Source organism: Microvirga terricola, assembly GCF_011777495.1.
In the GTDB taxonomy this organism is placed as follows: Bacteria; Pseudomonadota; Alphaproteobacteria; order Rhizobiales; family Beijerinckiaceae; genus Microvirga; species Microvirga terricola.
This window is the reverse complement of record NZ_JAATJS010000002.1, coordinates 349,500-372,346: the sequence shown is the minus strand read 5'-3', so window position 1 is coordinate 372,346 and position 22,847 is coordinate 349,500. Positions and strand designations below refer to the sequence as shown.

Here is a 22,847-nt window from a genome sequence, read left to right as displayed (position 1 = left end):
GAGCGGCCGGATATGACGCTCGCATCTTCCTCCGACCGGGCGATTTCAGTCGGCATCCTCCTTTGTGCCGCTGTCGGATGGGCAACGATACTCGCCACGTCCGCTAGCCTGGGAGAGGTTGCCTACGCAGCCCCGCTCGTCGTCATCATTTCCGGTCTTGCGGGAATCGCACTGCTGCACGCCATGCAGGGACGTGGTTACGCGACGGCGTGCTTGCTGGCATTCGTCGTTCTTGCTCTCAATCTCAATTTTCGCCAACGGGAAATCGGCGTCACCGGCCTCGACTTCCAGAGCGGCCTGAAGTTTGCGACGTGGCTGGCTTTGATCGCGATCGCGCTCGCCAGATGGCGCCAGATCGCTTTTCTGATCAGGGAACCGATTCTCGGCCTTGCCTTCGCCTACGGATGTGTCTCCCTCGCCTCCTCGGCGTGGTCCATTGTTCCCGCCTATACGGGCGCGAGCGCCATCGGCATCTTCGCTTATATCGCGTTGTCCTGCATCGCGATCATCGATCTCGGCGCGAACAACGCGCTTCGCGTCATGGTCTGGACGCTTGCGGTCTATCTCCTCGTCGGCGTTGTGGCAGGAGTGGTCGCGCCTGAGGCGGCATGGCTTCCACCCTCCGTCGAGGAAAACGTTTATCGCCTTCAGGGTCTTGCCGGGCATCCTAATGTGTTCGGCCAACAAATCGGCGTCTTCATCACTCTCGCCATCATCGCCCGCCGTCTCAGATGTCTACAGCGTCTCACCTATCTGGCGTTCCTGACCTTGGGGTTTATGGCGCTACTCGCCACCGGCAGCAGGACGACACTAATTGCCGTCGCCATTGCATGGAGTTTCATAGCCGTCCGTGAGCGAGGCTATGGCGCTCCGCTGACCTTTGCCATGCTGGGAGGAGTCGCGATCCTGCTCCTCGTTTCCGCGGTCGTAGGAATGGCCGATGTCGGCAGTCTCCTTCAAGGCCTCAGCCGCACCGGAACAACGAGCGAAATCTTCACGCTGACCGGGCGGACTGAAGTCTGGGATCTCGTCTGGCGTTTTTTTCTCCAGAAGCCGCTGTTGGGGTGGGGATTCAACGGAACTGAGGGACTGCTCTCCAACAACGTGAGCGCCTCCTTCGTCGGGTCAGCTGTGAACGCGCACAACATGTTTCTGCAAAGCCTGCTGTCCATCGGGATCCTCGGATCCCTGCCCGGTTTCGGCTCCATCGCCCTATTGATAGCGCGTTTCTTTCTGTCTCCCGATCCGGCCCGGGATCAGTTCGCCGTCTTCATGCTCATTGTCGGCCTGGGTGAGGTCGAGATTTTCGCGAGCCCGGTTCTTCTGACGCTGGCCGTCTTCTTCTTCCTCGCGCGGGACGCGAGCGGGGGCAGCGCTCGTCGACTGGCTTCGTCCGACAACGCCGGAAAGACCCTCGTAATCGCACCGGAAGGAGCCCATCCGTGAGCGCCGATCTTTCACGCCTGGATACGCGCCCGATCAGCAGCAGCGCAGGAAGCCATGGCGCGTTCTTGGTGGTCCGCAACGAAGTCTCCCGACTTCCCTACCATCTTGCCTATCATCGGACTTTGGGGGTCGATCGATTTTTCTTTGTCGACAACGGGTCTGAGGACGGCACCGTCGATTTCCTGCTCTCACAGCCCGATTGCCATGTCTTTCAAACATTCGCGTCGTTTGGCGAAGCGAATTACGGCATGCATTGGATAAACCTTCTCGTCGAGCGTTTTGGTATCGGCAGCTGGTGCCTTTTTCTCGACGCCGACGAGCTTTTCACCTTCCCGCACGCAGACGAACTCTCCCTTCCCGATTTCTGCCGCTTTCTCGATCAGACCGGCAACGAGGGTGCCTTTGCACTCTTGCTCGACATGTACAACCGCGGCCCCATCGCGGATGCGGTCTATGCGCCGGGAACCCCCTTCCTGGAAACCTGCCCGCACTTCGACAAGAGTTACCACATCAGACGCAAGGTCGGGCTGAAGTCCGTCAAACGTACTTTTGCGGAAGTCGAGGCGGTCGGCGGTCCGCGACTTCGGAAATTTTATCCCGAGTTCCTTCATGCCGGCGTCTGGCAGATGGCTCTGCACCGCGCGCTCCGCAAGCTGAGGCGCCATCCCCTCGGCTCGGCGCTGGGTCTGCGGCGGACGAAATGGGGCAGTGCCCTGCCGCCGGATCTCACCAAAATCCCCCTCATCAAGGGGCGCGCGGGTCGCCACTGGGTGTCGAACCACCGGACCACTCCGCTCAAACTCGCCGAGGTGAGAGGCGCGCTGCTGCACTTCAAGTTCTTCGCCGACTTCCACAACCGCGCGATCACCGAGGCGACACGCAAACAGCACTGGGACGGCGGCGCGGAATACGTCCGATACGCGTCTCTACTCACCGACGAACCTGCGACAACGCTGTTCTTTGAGGGAAGCGAAAACTATCGCTCGAACGATGAGCTGGAGAGACTGGGCATCATGAAAAGCTCGCCCCGGTTCGATGCGTTCGCCGCACGGCGATCCCGCAAGAATGGAAATGTTCCGGCAAGTTGCTGTGACGCGACGCAACTGGATGAAACTGACAATGACGTCGTCAGCTTTGGCGAGGCAATCCCGTTCCCTAGGCGGAGCCACATATGACGCCGACTCTGAATCCGGATGTCGGCGCGGAGCAATCGTTCCCGCTGCCGGGGGCCGTTCAGTCGATCCGTGCGTCACGCAGCCTGGCGTGGCTCGGTCACCCTCTCGTCTACACCATCGGCACCGCGGTCACGAGCTTTCTGAGCATCGGCACATCGCTCGTAGCGCCCTCTCTCCTTGGACCAGCGGCCTTCGGCGCTTTCGCTCTGCTAACGAGCCTGTTCCAGTTCGCGAGCAAGTTCGATCTCGGCCTGTCGCAACTCGCCGATCGTGACCTGACGAGAGAAGGCGCACCTGCCATCGAGCGCGGCGCTGATATTCTCCGGGCCAATTGGGCCATCGGCGGAATCGTCCTCCTGGTCATCATGCCGCTCGCCTCGCTCGCGGCGGCCATCAGCGGCGGGCTCTCGCCATTTGATACCGCTCTTGCGATTGCCGGTGGCGGACTCGGAATGGTGGCCAACGCGCCCGTCACCATTTTCAGAGCCGGTGCGCAGGTGTGGGAATTCACGGCTGTGGCTTTGACCCTGCAGGTCGGCATGACGGCACCACGCCTCGCCGGCCTCGTCTTTGGCGGGATCACGGGCTGCTTCGCCGTTTTGCTGTTGTGGTATGGCGGTTTCGCGATGTTCTTTGCGCGCACCGGCTTACACGCATCGACGCGTCCGGCTCGCATCTGGCCGCTGGTTCGTTCGGCGCTGCCGCTCTTCATCTTCAACGCGCTCTGGTTTGTTTATTTGAGCGCCAATCGCTGGATCGCGGCCTCCCTTTCCTCGCCGGACGATCTCGGCCTGTTCGCGTTCGGAGCTAATCTTGCCTTCGTCGGACTCGGAATGATCTCGACGATCGCCCAGGTCTACTATCCCAAGCTCCTTGGCCACGTTGCGCGCGCATCCCCCGGTACATGCTCGGGGTTGGTCGAGCGCCATGCGCTCATTCTCGGCCCGGGACTTGCACTGATCGCCGTCATTGCGCATTTCGCGACACACCGCCTGATCACGCTCGTCTTCCCCCATTTCGAGGCGGCAACGGCCTCGACCATTGCGCTTGCCGTCTCATGCATCTCCCTTGGCGTGATCGCGTGGCTCATCCCGGTCGTCATCGCCTTGTCGTCCAGCCCGAAACGGGATTCAGCATTCATGTTCGTTCCCGGATTTTTCGTGCTCGTTGGTGCGATGACTCTGGGTAGCCGCCTCGCCGGCATCGAAGGGCAGGCATGGGGCTGCGTCGCCGCCGGGCTTTTCCTGTTTGGCGGCCTCGTGTTGCGCATGTTCTGGCTCGGAGTCCTCAACCGGCGGTCCGCCGCGCGGATTTATGCCGTTCAGGTATTGCTGGTGATTGCGCTGACGGTCATCGCCTTTCTGCCCGGCCCCTCCCAAAAGGTCGTGGCGGCCATCCACACGACCCGCGTGGGAGACAGCGTGCCACCGAGCGGATGGAAGCTGGCCTTCGAGGATAGCTTCGGCAAAGGCCTTCGCCTGTGGAATGACGGCGCATCGGGTATCTGGGAGCCGCACTATCCATGGGGCGGACGCACGAACGCCTCCAATGGCGAGCTTCAATATTATATCGACCCGCGGTTGGGCGTGAACACGGGGGCGGCGGGCGAACCAAGTCCGTTCTCAATCGAGGGCGGCTCTCTCGTCATTCGGGCACGCGCGACGCGGAAGGCGGATCAGGCCTGGCAAACCGGCCTACGCTACACGTCAGGCCTCCTGACAACGGCCAAGAGTTTTTCGTTCACTTACGGCTATGCCGAAATCCGTGCCCGCGTGCCGCGCGGCCGCGGTCTCTGGAGCGCCTTCTGGCTTGCACCCGCGGATCAGACCTGGCCGCCCGAGATCGACGTCATGGAAGTGCTTGGGCATGACACGCGCACCAATGTCGTGACTGCCCACACGAGGGGCTTCCTCGGCTTCGCTTCCCGGTCGCAAATTCGAATCCCGACACCTGACCTCGCGGAGGCCTTTCATATTTACGGCGTCAAATGGACCCCGGAGGAAATCGTCTGGTATTTCGATGGGCGCGCGGTCAGCAACTTGCCGACGCCTCCCGACATGCACGGGCCGATGTATCTCATCGTCAACCTTGCCGTCGGTGGATCCTGGCCAGGCGCACCCGACACCACGACGCCGTTTCCAGCAGACCTGCGCATTGATCGCATTCGCGTCTTTCTTCCACCAAGTGCGGCAAGAACGGCAAAGCTTTGAGAGGAGCAGAAGTGCCATCCTGGCGGCATCACCTTTTCGCAACCGGCTTTTCCGCCATCTCGGCGACGCGGGCCGATATTTGGCTTCGCCCTCTTGCCAGGGGCGCGGGCGTTATTCTGATGTTTCACCATGTGAGGCCCTGGCACGAGAAGCCCTTCACACCGAACCGCTTCCTCGAAATCACGCCCGAGTTTCTTGCAAAGACCGTCGCCACGCTGAGGAAGGACGGCTTCGAAATCATCTCCCTGGACGAAGTCCCCGACCGACTACGCTCGACGCGCTCTCATCCTCCCTTCGCCGTCCTGACCTTCGACGACGGTTATCGCGACAACATCGAATATGGGTGGCCAATCCTGAAACGGCTGAAGGCGCCGTGGACGATGTTCGTGGTCAATGACTTCGCGAGCGGACACGGTCGCCTCTGGTGGCTCGAGCTAGAAATGGCGATCGCGCAGCTCGATCATATTGAAGTCACGCTGCATGAGGAAAGACTTGTGCTGACGACTGGCACGACAGCGCAGAAGTCGGAGGCGTTCGGGCTGCTACGCCGTCGCCTGAAAGCGGGACCTGAGGAGCACTTGCTCGCCGTCATCGGCGATCTTTCACGACAGATCGACCTCGATCCCGATAGCCTCGTCAAAAAACTTTGCGCAAGCTGGGACGAGGTGCGATTGCTCGCGAGGGACCCCGACGTCACCATCGGATCGCACACGCTGAGCCACCCGATCCTAGCCCGGCACGACGCCAAATTCTCCGCGGCGGAGATCTCGAGAAGCAAGCTCCTCATCGAGAGCCAACTTGGCCGGCGCGTTCGTCATATCGCCTATCCGCACGGCGATCCTAGCTCGGCCGGAGAGCGAGAATTCGGGCTCGCTCAACAAAGCGGATATGAAGCCGCGGTCACGACACGTCCCGGCCACATTTTCACAAGGCATCTCGCCCACCCCACCGCCCTCCCCCGCGTCTCGATCAACGGTCTGCACCAGAACGAAGCGGCCCTTCGGGCGCTTCTCTCCGGCGTCCCTTTCATGGCCCTGGATCTCGTCAAGCATCGCAGCCTAAGTGCCTAGGCAACCTTTCTACGCACCTTCAAGATGCCACAATCATCATGCCACGCTAGAGTAGCCGCCACGGTCCTATGCGACCTTGCCGGCTGAGAGAAAACGCTTGCAGCGTAGAGCGTTCGCATCACTGTTCCAGAATCATGCGCAAGACAGAGGCTTTCTGATGCACGGGACGGACAGTCACGCATCACGGGAGTCCAGCCGGCAGGAGATTTGTTGTGATCGTGCTGCTTTGTGCTGTTGTCGCCGGAGGAGCGATAACCTTCGCGCTGCTGTGGCCCGTCGGGCCTCTCCTCGCTCTGATGGGCGCGCCATTTGGTGCAAGCCTTGTTGCGGGGCTGACGGCCCTTTATCTGTACCGCCAATCCACGCACCCGACACAAACCCCCAATGCGTCAGGCCGCGACGCTCTCGGCAACGTCACCGAGGCACGGACGGACCTGACGTCTTGAAGCCGCGCAAAAAGCGATCCGGACCTCGACACCACTGAAAAAGGCCCCATCGAGACAAGCGATGGGGCTTTTCTCAATTGCAGGTCTTCCCCTCGACGAACGAGGGGTGAGAGGTGTGAACACTTACGCCCAGAAGTAGTCTGCCTTCGCGTGCAGCTGGCTCGCGGTGACGTGGTCGAGTGTCGTGACTGTCGACACAGTTCCGGCCGCCGACTTGTACTTGACGATCGTGTCGCCGGCGCCGGTGTCCACGAAGCTCAGGCGGCCATCGGAAACTGGGTTCGTTCCCTTGTAGCCGACGAACAGGCCACGCAGGTCGAGGACGTCAACGCCGACCGTGAAGTCGGTGATGTGGCCCGCCTTCACTGGTGCGCTCTTAAAGACGAACTGATCGCGTCCCGAACCACCCGTCAGGATGTCGGCATACTTGCCGACGTACAGGATGTCGTTGCCTGCACCACCGGAAAGCTTATTGGCGGCAACACCGTTCGAAATGAGCCGGTTGCTCAGCTCGTTGCCGACGCCGGTCTGGCTGGTCTTGCCGGACAAGGTGAGGTTTTCAACATTCGCCGACAATTTGTAGGAGGCAAGAGCGGTCTTGACCGTGTCGATGCCCTTCCCCGCGCTCTCGATGACTTTGTCCGCCTTGTGGTCGACGTAATACGTGTCGTCTCCCGAGCCGCCCAACATGGCGTCCGCGCCGGCCTTGCCGTTGATCGCGTTATGCTTGGACGACCCTTTGAGGTAGTCTGCAGCCGACGTGCCGATGATCGTTTTCGTCGTCGCGGCGCTGCCCGGCAAACTGAAGAGTTTCTGGCCAGTCGGAATAGGATTCGGCGTAGGCGCAGGCGTCGGCTGATCCGTGCTGCCGCCTGGAGTCGAGCCGCCTGGGGTCGCGCCGGCCCTGTAGGCGCGGATGTAGTCGATCTGCATGGTTGCGGGGAAGTGCGTGCTGCTGTTCGGGCTTCCCGGCCAATCGCCGCCGACCGCCAGATTGGCCAGCATGTACATGGGTTTGTTCATGTCGGCAGGAGTGGCGGTCTCATAGATCTTCACACCGTCGTGGTACCAGGCGATCTTGTCCTTTTCCCAGTCCACGCCGTAGGTGTGGAAGCCGGTGGTCATTCCCTGAACAGTCGTCGACTTGTTGTTCATCTGATAGCCGCCGGAATTAGAATGCACAGTGGTCTCGAGCTGGTTCGGCGAGCTGCCGATCACCTCCATGATGTCGATTTCCGGCGGCCACGAGCCGTCGGTCGGTAACAGCCAAAAGGCCGGCCACAGGCCCTGCCCCGCAGGAAGCTTGGCGCGCATCTCGAAGTAGCCGTAGGTCTGGCTGAACGAGTGGGCCGTAGTGATCATGCCCGAGGTGTAGTTGTAGCCGTTGATCAAGGACTTCGTCGCCGCGGAAGCAGGCGCGGCGTTGATGTTCATGATGCCATTGCTTGCGGAGTAGGTTCCCAGCCCCTGCGTCGGTGCATAGTTGGCGTTGATGTACCACTGCTCCTCATTGTTGCCCGCGTTGGTACCGCCATTCGCTGCGGTCCAGGGATAGCCGGTGTCCCACGTGCCAGACTTTCCGTTCCAATAGCTGAACGAATTGAACTCATCGCCAAACGTCAATGTTGCCGTCCCGGCAAGATTCTTTGGATCGATTGCCATTTAATACCCCATGCTTCCAAAGTATAATTCTTTGGTCAGCTTTATTTGTCCTTATGGAATTCGTTGTTTTAGGAAAAAGTGCTCTATAAATTCAAATTACGCGATTGAGAGACAGGAAATACATGGGCGGGAAAGTTATACCTTTCTTTGAACATGATCACATAGAGATATAGCCTGAAATGAAACACTATTATGCCATTGGAGAGCAACGGCTTATCCATAAGCTTTCCACCGTTGGTGTAGGCTGAAAAAGCGTAACGGAATGGAGATCGGCCGATCGGTCGGGAGGCCAAAAATCCCAGGAATCGGGGCCTTGCTGCGCCCCACTTCTTCTGAATAAAGAGAGGCTTCTAGGATTCCATAAAAAGACAATATACCTCACAAAAACGGCTCATCTTTGCATCCTCCCGGCGCTCGACATGCCATCACGGGGCGGAATGATGCAGATGAATACTTAAGTTTTTCTATTCTCTTCGCCGAGACCAAAGTCTGACGGCGCGAGAGTGGGTGAACGGGCAGTTAGACCAAGACGCCCAAGAGGAACCTTTTCCCCGCCCCTCTGCCGTCCGGCCGATTCAGACGGCAACATGCACGCGAAAGCGGCACGCGTTGCACAGCTTCGACCATGAAACCAATTGCCAATTGGTTCGCAATCAGCTTAGCTTCATTTCAAACAGTCGATCATTTTGGCAAGAACAGGCAAGTCGGGACAGCACCAATGATAACATTGGTTCATTCCAGGAAATCCGGATGACCAAGGATGAACGCCCCTCGGACAGCTCGGATTTTGCCCTCCGGCAGCTGCGCGCCCTGCTCGATTCCCGGGCGGCGGGCGATGACAAGCAGTTGCCGCCGGAACGCGCCCTCGCCCTCCAATTGAGTGTCGGCCGGCGGACGCTGCGGCGCGCACTCGACGTGTTGGAGGCTGAAGGTCGGCTCTGGCGCCACCAGGGCAAAGGCACCTTTCTCGGCCCCCGCCCGGCGCGGGCGGATACGAGCGTGGAGGAGCTTTCCAGCCGCACCAACCCGCTTGAGGTCATGGAAGCGCGCCTCGGCATCGAGCCCATGCTCGCGCGCCTAGCAGCCCTGCGCGCCTCGAACGGAGACATCGAGCGCCTGGAGCATCTCGCCCACAAGACGGGTACTTCCGCCGCAACCGATACGGACAATCGCGAACTCTGGGACGGCGCGTTCCACCGCGCCATCGCCGAAGCTGCGGGCAACAGTCTGCTCTTCGCGTTCATGGACATGATCAACCAGATCCGCCAGGACCCGACATGGCGGCGGCTGCGTGAACAGGCCCGCAGCCCTGCAGGCGAGCGGACTTACGTGCATTACCATCATCGGATCGTCGCAGCCATTGCGGCCCGGGACGGCCGCGGTGCCGAACAAGCCATGCGCGAACATCTGGAAGCCGTCCGTGAGAGCCTCGTCAAAATCATGACGAAGCCTGCGCAAGACAATTACGACATTCAAACCGCAAACGGGCAACCATCCAATGACCAAGGAAGACCTGCGGCATGATTAATGAAGCTGCTCTCCGGTCGCGAGAAACCGACCAGGCCGTCGCTCCCCGGCCCTCGCCAGAACCGCTTCTGCGCGTCGAGAATCTCTCGATCCGCTTCGACGGCGCGCCGAAGGGTGTCAATGTCGTCGACGACGTGTCCTTCTCGCTCGCCAAAGGTAAGACGCTGTGCATCGTCGGTGAATCCGGCTGCGGCAAGAGCGTGACTGCGCTTTCACTGATGGGACTTCTTCCGACCCCACCGGCGCGCATCGTTCAAGGCGCGGCCTATTTCGAGGGCAAGGACCTTTTCGGCCTGACCGAGCGCGAACGCGCGGATGTGCGCGGCAACCGGACAGCGATGATCTTCCAGGAGCCGATGACCTCGCTCAACCCGGCCTTCACCGTCGGCGACCAGATCGCCGAAGGCATCATGCGGCACCGCAAGGTGTCGAAGGCGGAAGCGTGGGAGCGCGCGCTCGAAATGCTGCGGCGTGTGCGTATCCCTGCCCCGGAAAAGCGCCTGAAGGCCTATCCGCATGAGATGTCCGGCGGCATGCGCCAGCGCGTGATGATCGCCATGGCGCTTGCCAACGATCCGCAGCTTCTCATCGCCGACGAGCCGACGACGGCTCTGGACGTGACGATCCAGGCGCAGATCATCTCGCTCATCCGCCGCCTGCAGGAAGAGAGCGGCATGTCGATGATCCTCATCACGCACGATCTCGGCGTGGTGGCGGAAGTCGCGGACGAAGTGGCGGTGATGTATGCGGGCCGCGTGGTCGAATCCGGCTCCGTCGAGGCCATCTTCGAAGACCCGCAGCACCCTTACACCATCGGCCTCATGGGCTCCGTGCCTTCTCTCGGTCGCCGCCAAGGTCGCCTCGCGACAATCCGCGGCTCCGTGCCCCCGGCGGAACTGATGCCGAAGGGATGCCGCTTTGCGCCTCGCTGCCCCTTCGCGGAAGCGCGTTGTGCAACCGAACCGCCGCCCCTCGTCGATGTTACGTCGGGGCATCAGGCGCGCTGCTGGTACGCGCCGCTCGAACAACACCGGGGAGCGGTTCTGTGACGACCACGAACAACATCATTCTTGAGGGCATTGGCCTCGTCAAACATTTCGGCGGCGGCGGTCTTCTCTCCTCCCCGACCGTCGTGCGCGCGGTCGACGGCGTTTCGCTTCAGGTCAAGCGCGGTGAGACATTTGCCATCGTCGGCGAATCCGGCTGCGGCAAGTCCACGCTCGGCCGCCTTCTTTTACGCTTGATCGAAGCGACCGCAGGCGACGTGCTCTATGAAGGGCGCTCTATCCGCGCGCTGAACCAACGCGACATGCGCCGCCTCCGCCGCGAATTGCAGATCATCTTCCAGGACCCGTTCGCATCGCTCAACCCGCGCATGACCGTGCGGGACATCATCGCCGAGCCCATCGCCCTGCATGGGCTCGCTCACGGAGAGGAACGGCGCAAGCGCGTGGACGAACTTCTCCGGACCGTCGGCCTCCTTCCGGCGCATGCGGATCGCTATCCGCATGAATTCTCCGGCGGCCAGCGTCAGCGCATCGGCATCGCCCGCGCGCTGGCCGGCGAGCCGAAGCTCATCATCGGCGACGAGCCCGTCTCGGCGCTCGACGTGTCGATCCAGGCGCAGATCATCAACTTGCTTGAAGATCTGAAGGAAAAGTTCGGGCTCACTCTCGTGATCGTCGCGCACGATCTTGCCGTCATTCGTCACATGAGCGATCGCATCGCGGTGATGTATCTCGGCGAGGCCGTCGAGCTGAGCGAGACGGACGATCTTTTCGACAATCCGCTTCATCCCTACACGCAGGCGCTCATGACCGCGATCCCGGTTCCGAGCCCGGTCAATCGCTCACCCAAGCCGCTGCTGCAAGGCGACGTGCCGAGCCCGACCGCGCCGCCGCCGGGCTGCCGTTTTCACACGCGCTGCCCGCACGCCAAGGCGCTGTGCAAGGAGCAGCATCCGAAACTCGAAACCGCTGAAGGCGGACGCAAGGTCGCCTGCCATTTCTGGCGCGACATCCAGAATGCGGGCGCGGGTGCTCTGGCTGCACCGCCCGCAAGCCCCGCACTCACCAAACGTCTCGAACTCTACAGAACTTGGCGTGACCGGCAGGACAAGGCCGGCGCGCCGGGCCGCTAAACCAGAGGAGAAAATCCATGAAACCTATTTCTATGATGGCCATGGCCGTCGGGCTCTTGATGAGCACCGCCGTCTCGGCCCAGACCCTGAAGATCGCCCTCAACGACGACCCGGACGTGCTCGATCCGCACCGCGCGCGCACGTTCACAGGCCGCATCGTGTTCGCGTCGCTCTGCGACAAGCTCATCGACATCACGCCCGACCTGAAATTCACACCCGAACTCGCCACAGAATGGAAGTGGGGCGAGGACGGCAAGACGCTGACCTTCAAGCTGCGCTCCGGCGCAACCTTCCACGACGGCGAGAAGATCGACGCGGCAGCGGTGAAGGCGAACCTCGACCGTGCGCGTACCCTTCAGGACAGCCTCCGCAAGAGCGAACTTAGCTCAGTCGAGAGCGTCGAGGTCGTTGACGATCTGACTGTCGCCATCAAGCTCGCCCGGCCGGACGGCACGCTGCTGTCGCAGCTCTCCGACCGCGCCGGCATGATGCTGTCGCCGAAAGCCTTCGGCGATTTCGCCCAGAAGCCCGTCTGCTCCGGCCCGTTCAAGTTCGTCGAGCGCGTGCAGAACGACCGCATCGTTCTCGAGCGCTTCAAGGAGCACTGGAACGCCAAGGCATACAACTTCGACCGCGTCGTCTTCACGCCGATCACGGACACCACCGTGAAGCTCGCCAACCTGAAGGCGGGCAACATCGACATGCTTGAACGTCTCGCCCCGAGCGACACGCCGAGCGTGAAGGGCGATGCAAAGCTCATCTTCGCGCCGGTCAACGGCATCGGCTATCAGGGCCTGACGATCAACACCAACAACGGCGATCGCTCCAAGACGCCGCTCGGGCAGGACAAGCGCATCCGTCAGGCACTTGAGCTGTCTATCGACATGGATGTGATCAACGAGGTCGTCGGACAAGGCATCTATCCCCCGGCGACGCAGCCCTTCCCGCTCGCCAGCCCCTATCACGATCCGAAGTATGACAAGCGCAAGCGCGACGTCGCGAAGGCCAAAGCTCTTCTGAAGGCAGCGGGGCAAGAGCGCGTCAAGTTCGAGCTGACCTACGGCACCAGCACGACCGCGCAGCAGATCTCGGAAATGATCCAGGCGATGGCCGCCGAGGCCGGCTTCGAGATCACCCTTCGTCCGACCGAATTCGCGGCCATGCAGAAGGAGGCCGCAGCCGGTAACTTCGATGTGAACGTGATCGGCTGGTCCGGTCGCGTCGACCCCGACGGCAATATCCACGCCTTCGCCACCTGCAAGGGCGCTCTCAATGACGGCCGGTATTGCAACCCGGAGATCGACAAGATCCTCAACGAAGCCCGCTCGATCACCGACGAAGGCAAGCGCAAGGCGCTGTATGATGCGGCGCAGGCCGTCCTGCTCGACGAACTGCCGATCATCTACACCTACTACCAGCCCTGGCCCTTCGCACTGTCGAAGAAGGTGACTGGCTTCAAGCCCTACCCGGATGGCCTCATCCGTCTGAAGGACGTGAAGTTCGCTTCCTGACGATCATGAATCGCGTGCCCGGCGATTGAGCCGGGCACGCCCCCGCCTTCCCTCTCACAGCAGATGACAGAGCCTCATGCTCCGCTATATCGCTCGACGCCTTCTGATCGCCCTTCCGACCATTCTTCTGGTGTCGGTTTTGGTCTTTGCCTTGCAACAGCTTCTGCCAGGCGATCCCGTTTTGACCATGGCGGGCGAAGAGCGCGACCCGCAGGTGCTGGCCTTCCTGCGTGAAAAGTATCGCCTCGACGATCCGATTCCGGTGCAGTATTTCGCCTGGCTCACCCAGGTCATTCAGGGCAATCTCGGCATCTCGCTGCGCACCGACATTCCCGTTCTGAAGCTCATCCTCACCAAGCTGCCGGTGACGATCGAGCTTGCGATTTTCGCGATGATCATCGCGCTTGCCATCGGCATCCCCGCCGGCATCATCTCCGCCGTCAAGAAGGGCAAGGCCATCGACTACGCCACGAACGTCGTGGCTTTGTCCGGCCTCTCCATTCCGAATTTCTGGCTCGGCATTCTTCTCATCATGCTGGTTTCGGTACAGTGGCAGCTTCTGCCCGCTTCCGGCTTCGTGCCGCCGAGCGAGGATCTGTGGCTCAATATCAAGACCATGATCATGCCTTCCTTCGTGCTTGGCACTGGTCTTGCCGCGAGCCTGATGCGCCACACCCGCAGCGCCATGCTCGGCGTGCTGCGCTCAGACTATATCCGCACCGCGCGCGCCAAGGGCCTGCTGGCACCGGTCGTGATCTGGAAACATGCCCTGCGCAACGCGCTGATGCCCATCATCACGCTCGCCACCCTGCTCTTCGGCGAGCTCTTGGCCGGTGCGGTGCTGACGGAGCAGATCTTCACCATTCCAGGCTTCGGCAAGCTCGTGGTCGACGCGGTCTTCAACCGTGACTACGCGGTGGTGCAAGGTGTCGTGCTGTGCACCGCTGTCGGCTTCATCTTCATGAATCTTCTTGCGGACGTTCTCTATGTCCTCGTCAATCCTCGCCTGAGGCACGCCCGATGACTCTCGCCATTACCGACGAAATCGCCCTTCCGAAGAAGCGCAACCGCATCCTTGCCAAATTCCTGAAGAACCGTGCTGCGGTCTTTGGGGCTGGGGTCGTGCTGTTCTTTGTCCTGATCGCGCTGATTGCGCCGCTCATCGCGCCGTTCGATCCGATCAAGCCGAGTTTCTCGACGATCCGCAAGGCGCCCTCCGCGCTCTACTGGTTCGGCACAGATGAGCTTGGGCGCGATGTGTTCTCGCGCATGCTGCTCGGAACCCGTGCGTCACTCAGCGCGGGCGTCATTTCGGTTGGCATCGCCATACTTCTCGGCGTGCCCTTCGGCCTGATCTCCGGCTATTTCGGCGGATGGCTCGACGCCTCGATCTCGCGTGCGACAGACGCTTTGCTGTCCATCCCCTTCCTCATCCTCGCCATCGCGCTCGCCGCTTTCCTCGGCCCGAGCCTGACGAATGCGATGATCGCCATCGGCTTGTCCGCCATGCCCATCTTCATCCGCCTGACGCGCGGACAGGTTCTGTCCGTCCGCGCGGAGGATTATGTGGAAGGCGCACGCGCCATCGGCCTGCCGGATTTCTGGATCATTGCCCGATACATCCTGCCGAATGCGCTGCCGCCCATCCTGGTGCAAGCGACGCTGACCATCGCCTCGGCGATCATTGCGGAGGCCAGCCTCTCCTTCCTCGGGCTCGGCCAGCAGCCGCCGAACCCGTCGTGGGGTTCTATGCTGAACACGGCAAAGAACTTCATGAGCCAGGCGCCGTGGATGTCATTCTTCCCCGGCTCCGCCATCTTCCTCATCGTGCTCGGCTTCAACCTGATGGGTGACGGCCTGCGCGATGCCCTCGACCCCCGCGAAAACTAGTCTCGTCAGCTCGGATCAGTTTCATGTTCACAACACGGCCTGAAATTCTCGGCACCTTCGGTGTCGTCACCTCGACCCATTGGCTCGCTTCCGCCTCCGGCATGGCGATGCTGGAGAAGGGCGGCAATGCCTTCGACGCCTGCGTCGCGTCGGGCTTCGTTCTGCAGGTGGTCGAGCCGCATCTCGTCGGTCCGGCGGGCGAAGTTCCCGCTGTCTTCTATTCGGCGAAGACCGGCAAGGTGGAAGTGCTCTGCGGTCAGGGCACCGCGCCAAAGGGCGCGACCATCGAGCACTATCGCAATGAGGACCTGTCCCTGATCCCCGGCAACGGCCTGCTCGCCACCGTCATTCCCGGCGCCTTCGATGCCTGGATGCTGCTGCTGCGAGACCACGGCACCCTGCGCCTGCGCGATGTGCTGGAGCCCGCCATCTATTATGCCGAGCAGGGCCACCCGCTGTTGCCGCGCGTCGCGGACACCATCAAAGGGCTGAAGGGTTTCTTCGAAACCGAGTGGCCGACCTCCGCCGCGCTGTTCCTGCCCGGCGGCAACGCGCCGGCTCCGCGCCAGATCTTCCGCAACGTGCCTCTTGCTGACACATGGAAGCGCGTTCTGCGCGAGGCGGAAGCCAAGGGCCGCAATCGCGAAGGTGAAATCGAAGCCGCGCGTGAAGCCTTTTATAAGGGCTTCGTGGCCGAGGCCATCGATGCGTTCGTCCGCAAGACCGAGGTGATGGACCAGAGCGGCTCACGCCATCGCGGCGTGCTGACGGCCGATGACCTGGCCTCCTGGTCCGCGACCTATGATGCGCCGCAGACGTATGACTATCACAATTACCGCGTGAACAAGATCCGCCCGTGGGGGCAAGGCCCGGTCTTCCTGCAGACGCTGGCGCTTCTCAAAGGCTTTGACCTCGCGTCGATGGGCCACTCTAGCGCGCCCTTCCTACACACGGTGGTCGAAGCCATGAAGCTCGCCTTCGCGGATCGCGAGGCCTATTATGGCGATCCGAACTTCGTGAAGGTGCCGATGGAAACGCTTCTATCGGACGCTTACAACGACGAGCGCCGCAAGCTGATCGGCGATCGCGCCTCGCTCGAACTGCGCCCCGGCCATGTCGAGGGTTACGAGTTGCAGGTCGAGCGCGCCATGAAGGCTTTGCGCGATCTCTCCACCACCGACCGCAAGGTGACAGGCGGCGAGCCGACGCTTGCCTCCATGCGCTCCGCACGGCGCGGCGACACGGTACATGTGGACGTCGTCGACCGTTTCGGCAACATGATCGCTGCCATGCCCTCCGGCGGCTGGTTGCAGTCCTCGCCGGTGATTCCGGAGCTCGGCTTCATGCTCAACTCGCGTGCGCAGATGTTCTGGCTGGAGCACGGACTGCCTGCGAGCTTGGAACCGGGCAAACGCCCGCGCACGACGCTCACCCCCACCCTCGCGGAGAAGGACGGCAAGCCCTACATGGTGTTCGGCTCGCCCGGCGGCGACCAGCAGGAGCAGTGGCAGCTGTTGCTTTTCCTGCGCCACGCGCATCACGGGCTCAACCTGCAGGAAGCGATCGACCAGCCCATGGCGCACACGGCGCACTTCCCCTCCTCGTTCTATCCGCGCGAGCAGAAGCCCGGCCATCTGGCGGCGGAGGAATCCTTCGGCACGGAGGTTCTCGACGAGTTGCGTGCACGCGGCCACGAGGTCGAAGCCGTTCCGGCCTGGACCGTCGGCCGCCTCGTCGCAGCGAGCCGCGATGCCGATGGCCTGCTCCACGGCGCGGCGACCCCGCGGCTTATGCAGGCCTACGCAGTCGGCCGCTAACAGAGGTTGACGAAAAAGGACGGGGCGCATCGCAAGCCGATGCGCCCTTTTTTCATTTCTCAGTGCTCAAACGCGCTTTGACCGCAGCCCGACTTTGGGACTAAACCGCCCTTAGCGGCAGGTCGACAGCCGCAATCGGATGGGGCACGGCATGATCTCGATATTCGGCTCGATCAACATGGATCTTGTTGCACGCGTGAGCGCCATCGCGCGACCGGGCGAGACGGTTCTCTCGCGCCGTGCCGACAGCTTCTTCGGCGGCAAGGGCGCGAACCAGGCAGTCGCCGCAGCGCGCGCCGCGCGCGGCGCTCTCGATGTCGCGATGGTGGGCGCGGTCGGCGACGACCCGTTTGGTCAGGCGTGCCTCATGAACCTGCGAGATAACGGCGTCGATGCCGTAGGCCTCAAGGCCGTTGCCGAGCCCACCGGCTGCGCCTTCATCACCGTCGATGAAAGCGGCGAAAACGCCATCACCGTGGCCAGTGGCGCCAATCTGGCCGTCCGCGCCGCGTTCCTCGATGATGCTCTTCTCGCCAAAACATCCGTGCTCGTTCTGCAAATGGAAGTGCCAGTCGAGGAAAGCCTCGCGGCCGCGCGGCGTGCGCGTGAACACGGTTGCAAAGTCATCTGGAATTTCGCGCCTACACCCGGCGAGGAACACCAGCATCTTATTCCCGACCTGCTCGCTGTCACCGATATCCTCGTCGTGAACGAGCATGAGGCCATCGCCACCGCAGCTCTTTTGGGCGCGGCGAAGAGTGGAGACGAACAGCAAGCGGCCTCTTACCTCGCGAAGTCCTTCGGCCTCACTTGCGTCGTCACACGTGGATCGCGCGGCGCTCAGGCGGTACTGCCCGACGGCACTCGGCTTCACGCGGCCGCTCTTCCGGTCACAGCAGCAGACACGACCGGCGCGGGAGACACTTTTGTCGGCGTCATGGCCGCCGCCCTCGGTGAAGGGCTCGACCTCGCACCGGCGATGGAGCGAGCCTGCGCTGCCGCTTCCCTCTCCTGCCTGAAACTGGGAGCCCAGGCCGGCATGCCGGGGCGGGACGAGATCGAGCGCGCTCTGGCCCAAAAGGTCGCTCCCGCGGCGAAGCGCGTCCCGTAGCCAAATTAGGATTCGACATTTCTGCCAAGTAAAGTAAGGTGATTAAACGCTTAATCAAACCCTCCTCGATTCATGTCCAATCCGCGCCCGCGCCCCAATTTGAGCGACCTCGCCGCGGCGCTCGGTGTGTCTGCGGCGACTGTCTCCAACGCCCTGTCGGGCAAGGGACGCGTCTCGCCCGAACTGATCGAGAAAATCCGGAAAACGGCGGCTGAATCCGGCTATATCCCCTCGCTGCCGGCCAAGGCCCTGCGCACGGGGCGAAGCGGCGTGCTCGGCCTTGTGCTGGCCGATATCGCCCATCCCCTCTTCCCGCAGATTGCGCAAGCCGTCGAATTCGCTGCCGCGAATTGCGGATACGGCGTTCTCATCGCCGACTCGCGCGGTGACATCGCAACGCAGACGGGAGCGATCAACCGGCTTCTGGAGCGCGGAGCGGACGGTCTCGTCGTTGTGCCGCGCAGGGGCACACGCGTCGGCGATATCGGCCGACCCGTAGTGGTGATCGACAGCCCTTCGACTCCCAGAAACACTGTTGCGGCCGATCACTGGAATGGCGGGCAGCAGATTGGGCAGTACCTTCTCTCTCAAGGCCATCGCCATTTCGTCATCATTGGTGGAAGCGCCACCTCGAACGTGCAGAACGACCGCGTCGGCGGCATCCGCTCGTCGCTGCCTGCGGATGCGACGAGTGAAGTGATCTGGATCGAGGATATTGAGAGCAAGAACGGCAAGGGCTGCGATCTTGGCCTCGTCGCGAAGGCCCGCGAGGGCGCGACGGTCTTCTGCGCGGTGTCCGATCTTCACGCCTTGCGCGCGCTGATGGAACTGCAACGCGGCGGCATCGACGTGCCGAAGGCCGCGAGTGTCACCGGCTTCGACGATCTCATCTGGTCGCCAGTCGTCACACCGTCTCTCACCACCATGCGCATGGACATGGCGACCATCGCCGACATCGCCGTCGCGCGCCTGCTTGAGGCCATTGAGGCCGAAGGTGGTGCAAAGTCTCCGAGTGAGAAGCCGGAGCCACACATTTCAAGCGTCCCCATGCAGCTCGTGATCCGTCAATCGAGCGGCCCGGCACCCGTTCGCCGACTTTCAACCTCTGGAGGAGTAGCGGTCCTATGAAAAAGGCACTTCTGGCATCTGGCGCAGCCTTGATGCTCTTGACACATGCGGCTCAGGCCCAAGAGCGCAAGCTCGTCATTTCCGTTTATGGCTTCGCGCAGGACGCCTTCAAGACCATCCTCTACGATCCCTTCGAGGCGAAATGCGGCTGCAAGGTCGTGGTTGAATCCGGCAACAGCGTCGAGCGCCTCGCGAAGCTCGAAGCCAACAAGAACAACCCGGTCATCGACATGGCCGTCGTCTCTACGCCGGACGCTCTCGCCGCTTCCCGCGCGGGCCTGATCGAGCGCATCGATACGTCGAAGCTCTCGAATTACGACAAGCTCTACGACATCGCGAAGGACCCAATCGGCGGCAATCTCAGCGTCGGTTACACCTTCTATGCCACGTCCATCGTCTACCGCGCCGACAAGGTCACCATCAATTCGTGGAACGACCTGTTCTCGAAGGAGCTGGCTGGTCGCGTCGCGTTCCCGAATGTCACCACCAACCAGGGCCCGCCAACGCTCTACATGATCGGCAAGGCCATGGGTCAGAACACGCCTGACCTGAAGGCGTCCATCGCCAAGGTTGCGGAGCACAAGGATGACTTCACCACCTTCTATGTCCGCTCCTCGCAGCTCGTGCAACTGATGCAGCAGGAAGAAATCTGGGCGGCGCCCATCGGCCGCTTCGCCTGGGAAGGCTTCGCCAAGATGAACTTCCCCATCAAGTGGGCCTCGCCCAAGGAAGGTCAGACCGGCGGCATGAACGTGATGGTGCTGGTCAAGGGTGCAAAGAACAAGGATCTGGCGCTGCAATTCATGGATTACTGGCTCTCCACCGAAATCCAGACCAAACTCGCCGAGCGCCTCATCGACAGCCCGGCGAACAAGGAAGTGAAGCTTCCCCCGGCGATTGCCGACAACCTGACCTACGGCGAAGACCTCGTGAAGGCGCTCGATCTGCAATCGGCTGAATCGATCCTCGACAATCGCGACAACTGGCTCGCCCAGTGGAACGCCAAGGTCGGCCAATAACAACAAGCCGCGACGACTTTCGCTTCCACGAGAGCCGTCGCGCCCCAATCACATCGGGCTGATCCCTCATGTTCCAGAACCGAGCCGAATCCCTGGCTCTTGCGCTTCCCGCCGCGTTGTTCGCGGCGCTGGTCTTCATTGCGCCTGTCGTCATCCTTCTCTCGGAAGGCTTGCGCAATTCCGAAGGCTGGTCGCTAGCGTCCTACATCACTTTCTTCACGACGCCGCTCAATCTCACGGTCTTCATCCGCACCCTCAAGCTCGGCGCAATGGTGACGGTGGCCGCCGCCATCATCGGTTATGCGACAGCTTTGTGCATCGTGAACCTGCCGCCGAAGGGTCGCGGGCGCATGGTGGGGTTGGTGGTTCTGCCGCTCATGATTTCCCCCGTGGCGCGCACCTATGCGTGGATCGTCATTCTGGGCCGCACCGGCTTCGTCAACCAGGCGCTGACCGCGCTTGGCCTGACCGATGGCCCGATCCGCATTCTGTTTTCCGAAACCGCCGTCTTCATCGGCCTGCTGCAGCTCTTTCTTCCTCTCATGATCATCGCGCTCATCAGCGCGCTCGAGAACATGCCGCGCGATGCCATTCCCGCCGCACGGGTGCTGGGCGCGAACTGGCTCCAGGTGTTCTGGAAGGTCATTCTTCCCCTCACCAAGGAAGGGCTCGTCATCGGTGGAACGCTCGTCTTCACCGGGTCGCTCACGGCCTATATCACCCCCGCCATCCTGGGCGGATCGAAGGTTCTCATGCTGGAAACGCTGCTCTACCAGCGCGTGACCGTCGCCAATGATTTCGCCTCCGCGAGCGTGATCGCGATGATCCTCATCGTCATGAGCTTCGCGGCGAACCTTTTGCTGAAGCGGCTCGCAACCGCGAGGACCAAGCGATGACATCCCGCTTTCTGTCGGCGTTCGTTCTCTCGATCGTCATGCTCTTCCTGATCGGACCGTTTCTGATCATCGTCGCGGCATCTCTGTCGGCAGGCGACAACCTCGCCTTTCCGCCGCAAGGGCTCTCCTTCAAATGGGTGCTGAAAGTTTTCGAGATCGAAAGCTTCAGGGCGAGCTTCGCCATGTCGATGATGCTCGCGATCCTCGGGACGCTCGCAGCGCTCGCCATCGGCATTCCGGTGTCATATGCGCTCGCGCGCTACAAGATGCCGTTCGGAGAAACTGTGCGGACCATCGTATCCGCGCCGATCATTGTCCCGGGCATCATCGTCGGCCTGGCGCTCCTGCGTTACCTCGTCATTCCACTCGGCTTCAACATCTCGTTCGCGCTGTTCATGGCGCACACGGCGCTGGTGCTGCCTTACGCGGTGCGCGTGGTCTCGGCCAGCATGGTGAACCTGCGCGGCGACATCGAGGAGGCAGCCGTGCTTCTCGGCTGCTCGCGCCTCGGGGCCTTTTCCCGTGTCGTCATGCCCAGCATTCGCGGCGGCATTCTCGCGGCCTTCATCCTCGGCTTCGTGACGAGCTTCAATCAGGTCCCCGTCTCACTGTTCCTCTCCGGCCCCGGCGTGCGAACTCTGCCTATCGACATGCTTGCCTATCTCGAAACCACCTACGATCCGTCCGTCGCGGCGCTGTCGGCGCTTCTCGCATTCATGTCCATCGGCATCGTGTTTCTCGCCGAACGCTTTTTGGGATTCTCTCGTTATGTCTGATGCTTCCTTTCTGTCCCTCGAGCGGCTGACCCTCGCCTATGGCGACACCATCGCGGTCAAGGATCTCGACCTTGGCATCAAGCGCGGCGAATTGGTCGCCCTGCTCGGTCCTTCCGGCTGCGGCAAGACCACGACCATGCGCTCCATCGCCGGGCTTCTGCAGCCGAAATCGGGCGCGATCCGTCTCGACGGCGCCGATATCACCCGCGTTCCCGCCAACAAGCGCGCGGTCGGCTTGGTGTTCCAGTCCTACGCGCTCTTCCCTCATCTCTCGGTGTTCGAGAACGTGGCCTTTGGCCTGCGTCTCAAGAAGGTACCGAAGCATGAACTTGAGAGCCGCGTCGAAAGCGGCCTGAAGTCGGTGGGTCTGAGCAAGTTCGCGGCGCGCAAGCCCGCCGAACTCTCCGGCGGCCAGCAGCAGCGTGTCGCGCTGGCGCGTTCCATGGTCATGGAGCCGAAGGTGCTGCTGCTCGACGAGCCGCTCTCCAACCTCGATGCCCGCTTGCGGCTGGAGATGCGCACGGAATTGCAGCGCGTGCAGAAGGAAAGCGGCATCACGATGATCTTCGTGACGCACGATCAGGTCGAGGCGCTCGCGCTTGCCGACCGCATCGTCGTCATGCGCGACGGGTTGATCGAGCAGATCGGCACACCGGAAGACATCTACAACCGCCCCACCTCATCCTTCGTCGCCGATTTCGTCGGCTTCGAGAACGTGTTTGCGCTGGAAGACGGACAGCTCAAGACGCCGCGCGGCCCAATTTCTCTTTCGAGCCCCGCGCCAGCAGCCGTGGCCGGCCTCGCCTGGCGCCCCAACACCGTAAAGCTCGACCAAGGCCCCTATTCGGGCACGGTGCTCGGCACGTCCTTCGCCGGACGCACGCGCGAATATCTTCTCGATACGCCGCTCGGTCCCATCAAGGCGGAAATCGATGCGAGCGTTCCCGGCCACGCGCCCGGCACCACGCTCTCCTTCGACCTGCCCGTTCAGGACGCCGCGCCACTCGCGCGGTTTGCGTGAGG

General features: G+C 62.0%; 19 protein-coding genes. 18 read left to right on the top strand and 1 reads right to left on the bottom strand.

The features are described 5' to 3' along the window. Nucleotides 1-12: 12 nt before the first annotated feature. The 5 genes from HB375_RS06120 to HB375_RS06100 all read left to right on the top strand — a co-directional run bounded on the left by HB375_RS06120 (nt 13) and on the right by HB375_RS06100 (nt 6,347). Nucleotides 13-1,446 carry an O-antigen ligase family protein gene (locus HB375_RS06120; RefSeq protein WP_167672088.1) on the top strand — a complete coding sequence of 478 codons (1,434 nt, stop codon included), beginning with the start codon at nt 13-15 and terminating at the stop codon, nt 1,444-1,446. After that, nucleotides 1,443-2,621, top strand: a complete 1,179-nt coding sequence (locus HB375_RS06115; RefSeq protein WP_167672087.1) for a glycosyltransferase family 2 protein — start codon at nt 1,443-1,445, stop codon at nt 2,619-2,621. Before HB375_RS06120 ends, HB375_RS06115 begins: the two co-directional genes overlap by 4 nt. Further along, nucleotides 2,618-4,831 (top strand): family 16 glycosylhydrolase, encoded by a 2,214-nt coding sequence (locus tag HB375_RS06110; RefSeq protein ID WP_167672086.1) that lies wholly within the window; start codon nt 2,618-2,620, stop codon nt 4,829-4,831. The genes HB375_RS06115 and HB375_RS06110 overlap by 4 nt, the downstream gene beginning before the upstream one ends. A gap of 11 nt (nt 4,832-4,842) precedes the next feature. Then, nucleotides 4,843-5,901, top strand: coding sequence for a polysaccharide deacetylase family protein (locus HB375_RS06105; RefSeq protein ID WP_167672085.1), 1,059 nt, complete (start codon nt 4,843-4,845; stop codon nt 5,899-5,901). 212 nt (nt 5,902-6,113) lie between these two features. Continuing rightward, the gene (locus tag HB375_RS06100; protein WP_167672084.1) at nt 6,114-6,347 is read left to right on the top strand and encodes a hypothetical protein; all 234 of its coding nucleotides are present in this window, start codon (nt 6,114-6,116) and stop codon (nt 6,345-6,347) included. A 123-nt stretch (nt 6,348-6,470) separates the two neighbouring features. Here HB375_RS06100 and HB375_RS06095 read toward each other — a convergent pair whose 3' ends face one another. Continuing rightward, complete coding sequence (locus HB375_RS06095) at nt 6,471-8,009, bottom strand: family 16 glycosylhydrolase (RefSeq protein WP_167672083.1); 1,539 nt, start codon at nt 8,007-8,009, stop codon at nt 6,471-6,473. Nucleotides 8,010-8,759: 750 nt separating this feature from the next. On the opposite strand from HB375_RS06095, the gene HB375_RS06090 reads away from it, so the two are divergent. The 13 genes from HB375_RS06090 (at nt 8,760) to HB375_RS06030 (ending at nt 22,845) form a co-directional block, all read left to right on the top strand. Then, nucleotides 8,760-9,533 (top strand): FadR/GntR family transcriptional regulator, encoded by a 774-nt coding sequence (locus tag HB375_RS06090; protein WP_167672514.1) that lies wholly within the window; start codon nt 8,760-8,762, stop codon nt 9,531-9,533. After that, the gene (locus HB375_RS06085) at nt 9,530-10,585 is read left to right on the top strand and encodes an ABC transporter ATP-binding protein (RefSeq protein ID WP_167672082.1); all 1,056 of its coding nucleotides are present in this window, start codon (nt 9,530-9,532) and stop codon (nt 10,583-10,585) included. Before HB375_RS06090 ends, HB375_RS06085 begins: the two co-directional genes overlap by 4 nt. After that, complete coding sequence (locus HB375_RS06080; protein WP_167672081.1) at nt 10,582-11,676, top strand: oligopeptide/dipeptide ABC transporter ATP-binding protein; 1,095 nt, start codon at nt 10,582-10,584, stop codon at nt 11,674-11,676. The genes HB375_RS06085 and HB375_RS06080 overlap by 4 nt, the downstream gene beginning before the upstream one ends. 17 nt (nt 11,677-11,693) lie before the next feature. Continuing rightward, nucleotides 11,694-13,187, top strand: a complete 1,494-nt coding sequence (locus HB375_RS06075) for an ABC transporter substrate-binding protein (RefSeq protein ID WP_167672080.1) — start codon at nt 11,694-11,696, stop codon at nt 13,185-13,187. A gap of 76 nt (nt 13,188-13,263) precedes the next feature. Then, complete coding sequence (locus HB375_RS06070; protein ID WP_167672079.1) at nt 13,264-14,211, top strand: ABC transporter permease; 948 nt, start codon at nt 13,264-13,266, stop codon at nt 14,209-14,211. Next, a complete protein-coding gene (locus HB375_RS06065; RefSeq protein ID WP_167672078.1) occupies nt 14,208-15,077 on the top strand; it encodes an ABC transporter permease in 870 nt (289 codons plus the stop codon). The genes HB375_RS06070 and HB375_RS06065 overlap by 4 nt, the downstream gene beginning before the upstream one ends. A 23-nt stretch (nt 15,078-15,100) precedes the next feature. After that, nucleotides 15,101-16,894 (top strand): gamma-glutamyltransferase family protein, encoded by a 1,794-nt coding sequence (locus HB375_RS06060; RefSeq protein WP_167672077.1) that lies wholly within the window; start codon nt 15,101-15,103, stop codon nt 16,892-16,894. A 151-nt stretch (nt 16,895-17,045) separates the two neighbouring features. Further along, nucleotides 17,046-18,005: a ribokinase gene (locus HB375_RS06055; RefSeq protein ID WP_167672076.1), complete on the top strand. Its 960-nt coding sequence runs from the start codon at nt 17,046-17,048 to the stop codon at nt 18,003-18,005. A 72-nt stretch (nt 18,006-18,077) separates the two neighbouring features. Then, nucleotides 18,078-19,133 carry a LacI family DNA-binding transcriptional regulator gene (locus tag HB375_RS06050; protein WP_167672075.1) on the top strand — a complete coding sequence of 352 codons (1,056 nt, stop codon included), beginning with the start codon at nt 18,078-18,080 and terminating at the stop codon, nt 19,131-19,133. Next, entirely contained in the window at nt 19,130-20,152 is a 1,023-nt protein-coding gene (locus HB375_RS06045) for an ABC transporter substrate-binding protein (protein ID WP_167672074.1), read from the top strand. Before HB375_RS06050 ends, HB375_RS06045 begins: the two co-directional genes overlap by 4 nt. A gap of 68 nt (nt 20,153-20,220) precedes the next feature. Next, a complete protein-coding gene (locus tag HB375_RS06040) occupies nt 20,221-21,048 on the top strand; it encodes an ABC transporter permease (protein ID WP_167672073.1) in 828 nt (275 codons plus the stop codon). After that, nucleotides 21,045-21,824, top strand: coding sequence for an ABC transporter permease (locus HB375_RS06035; RefSeq protein ID WP_167672072.1), 780 nt, complete (start codon nt 21,045-21,047; stop codon nt 21,822-21,824). The genes HB375_RS06040 and HB375_RS06035 overlap by 4 nt, the downstream gene beginning before the upstream one ends. Further along, nucleotides 21,817-22,845 (top strand): ABC transporter ATP-binding protein, encoded by a 1,029-nt coding sequence (locus tag HB375_RS06030; RefSeq protein ID WP_167672071.1) that lies wholly within the window; start codon nt 21,817-21,819, stop codon nt 22,843-22,845. Before HB375_RS06035 ends, HB375_RS06030 begins: the two co-directional genes overlap by 8 nt. The last annotated feature ends 2 nt before the right edge of the window (nt 22,846-22,847 follow it).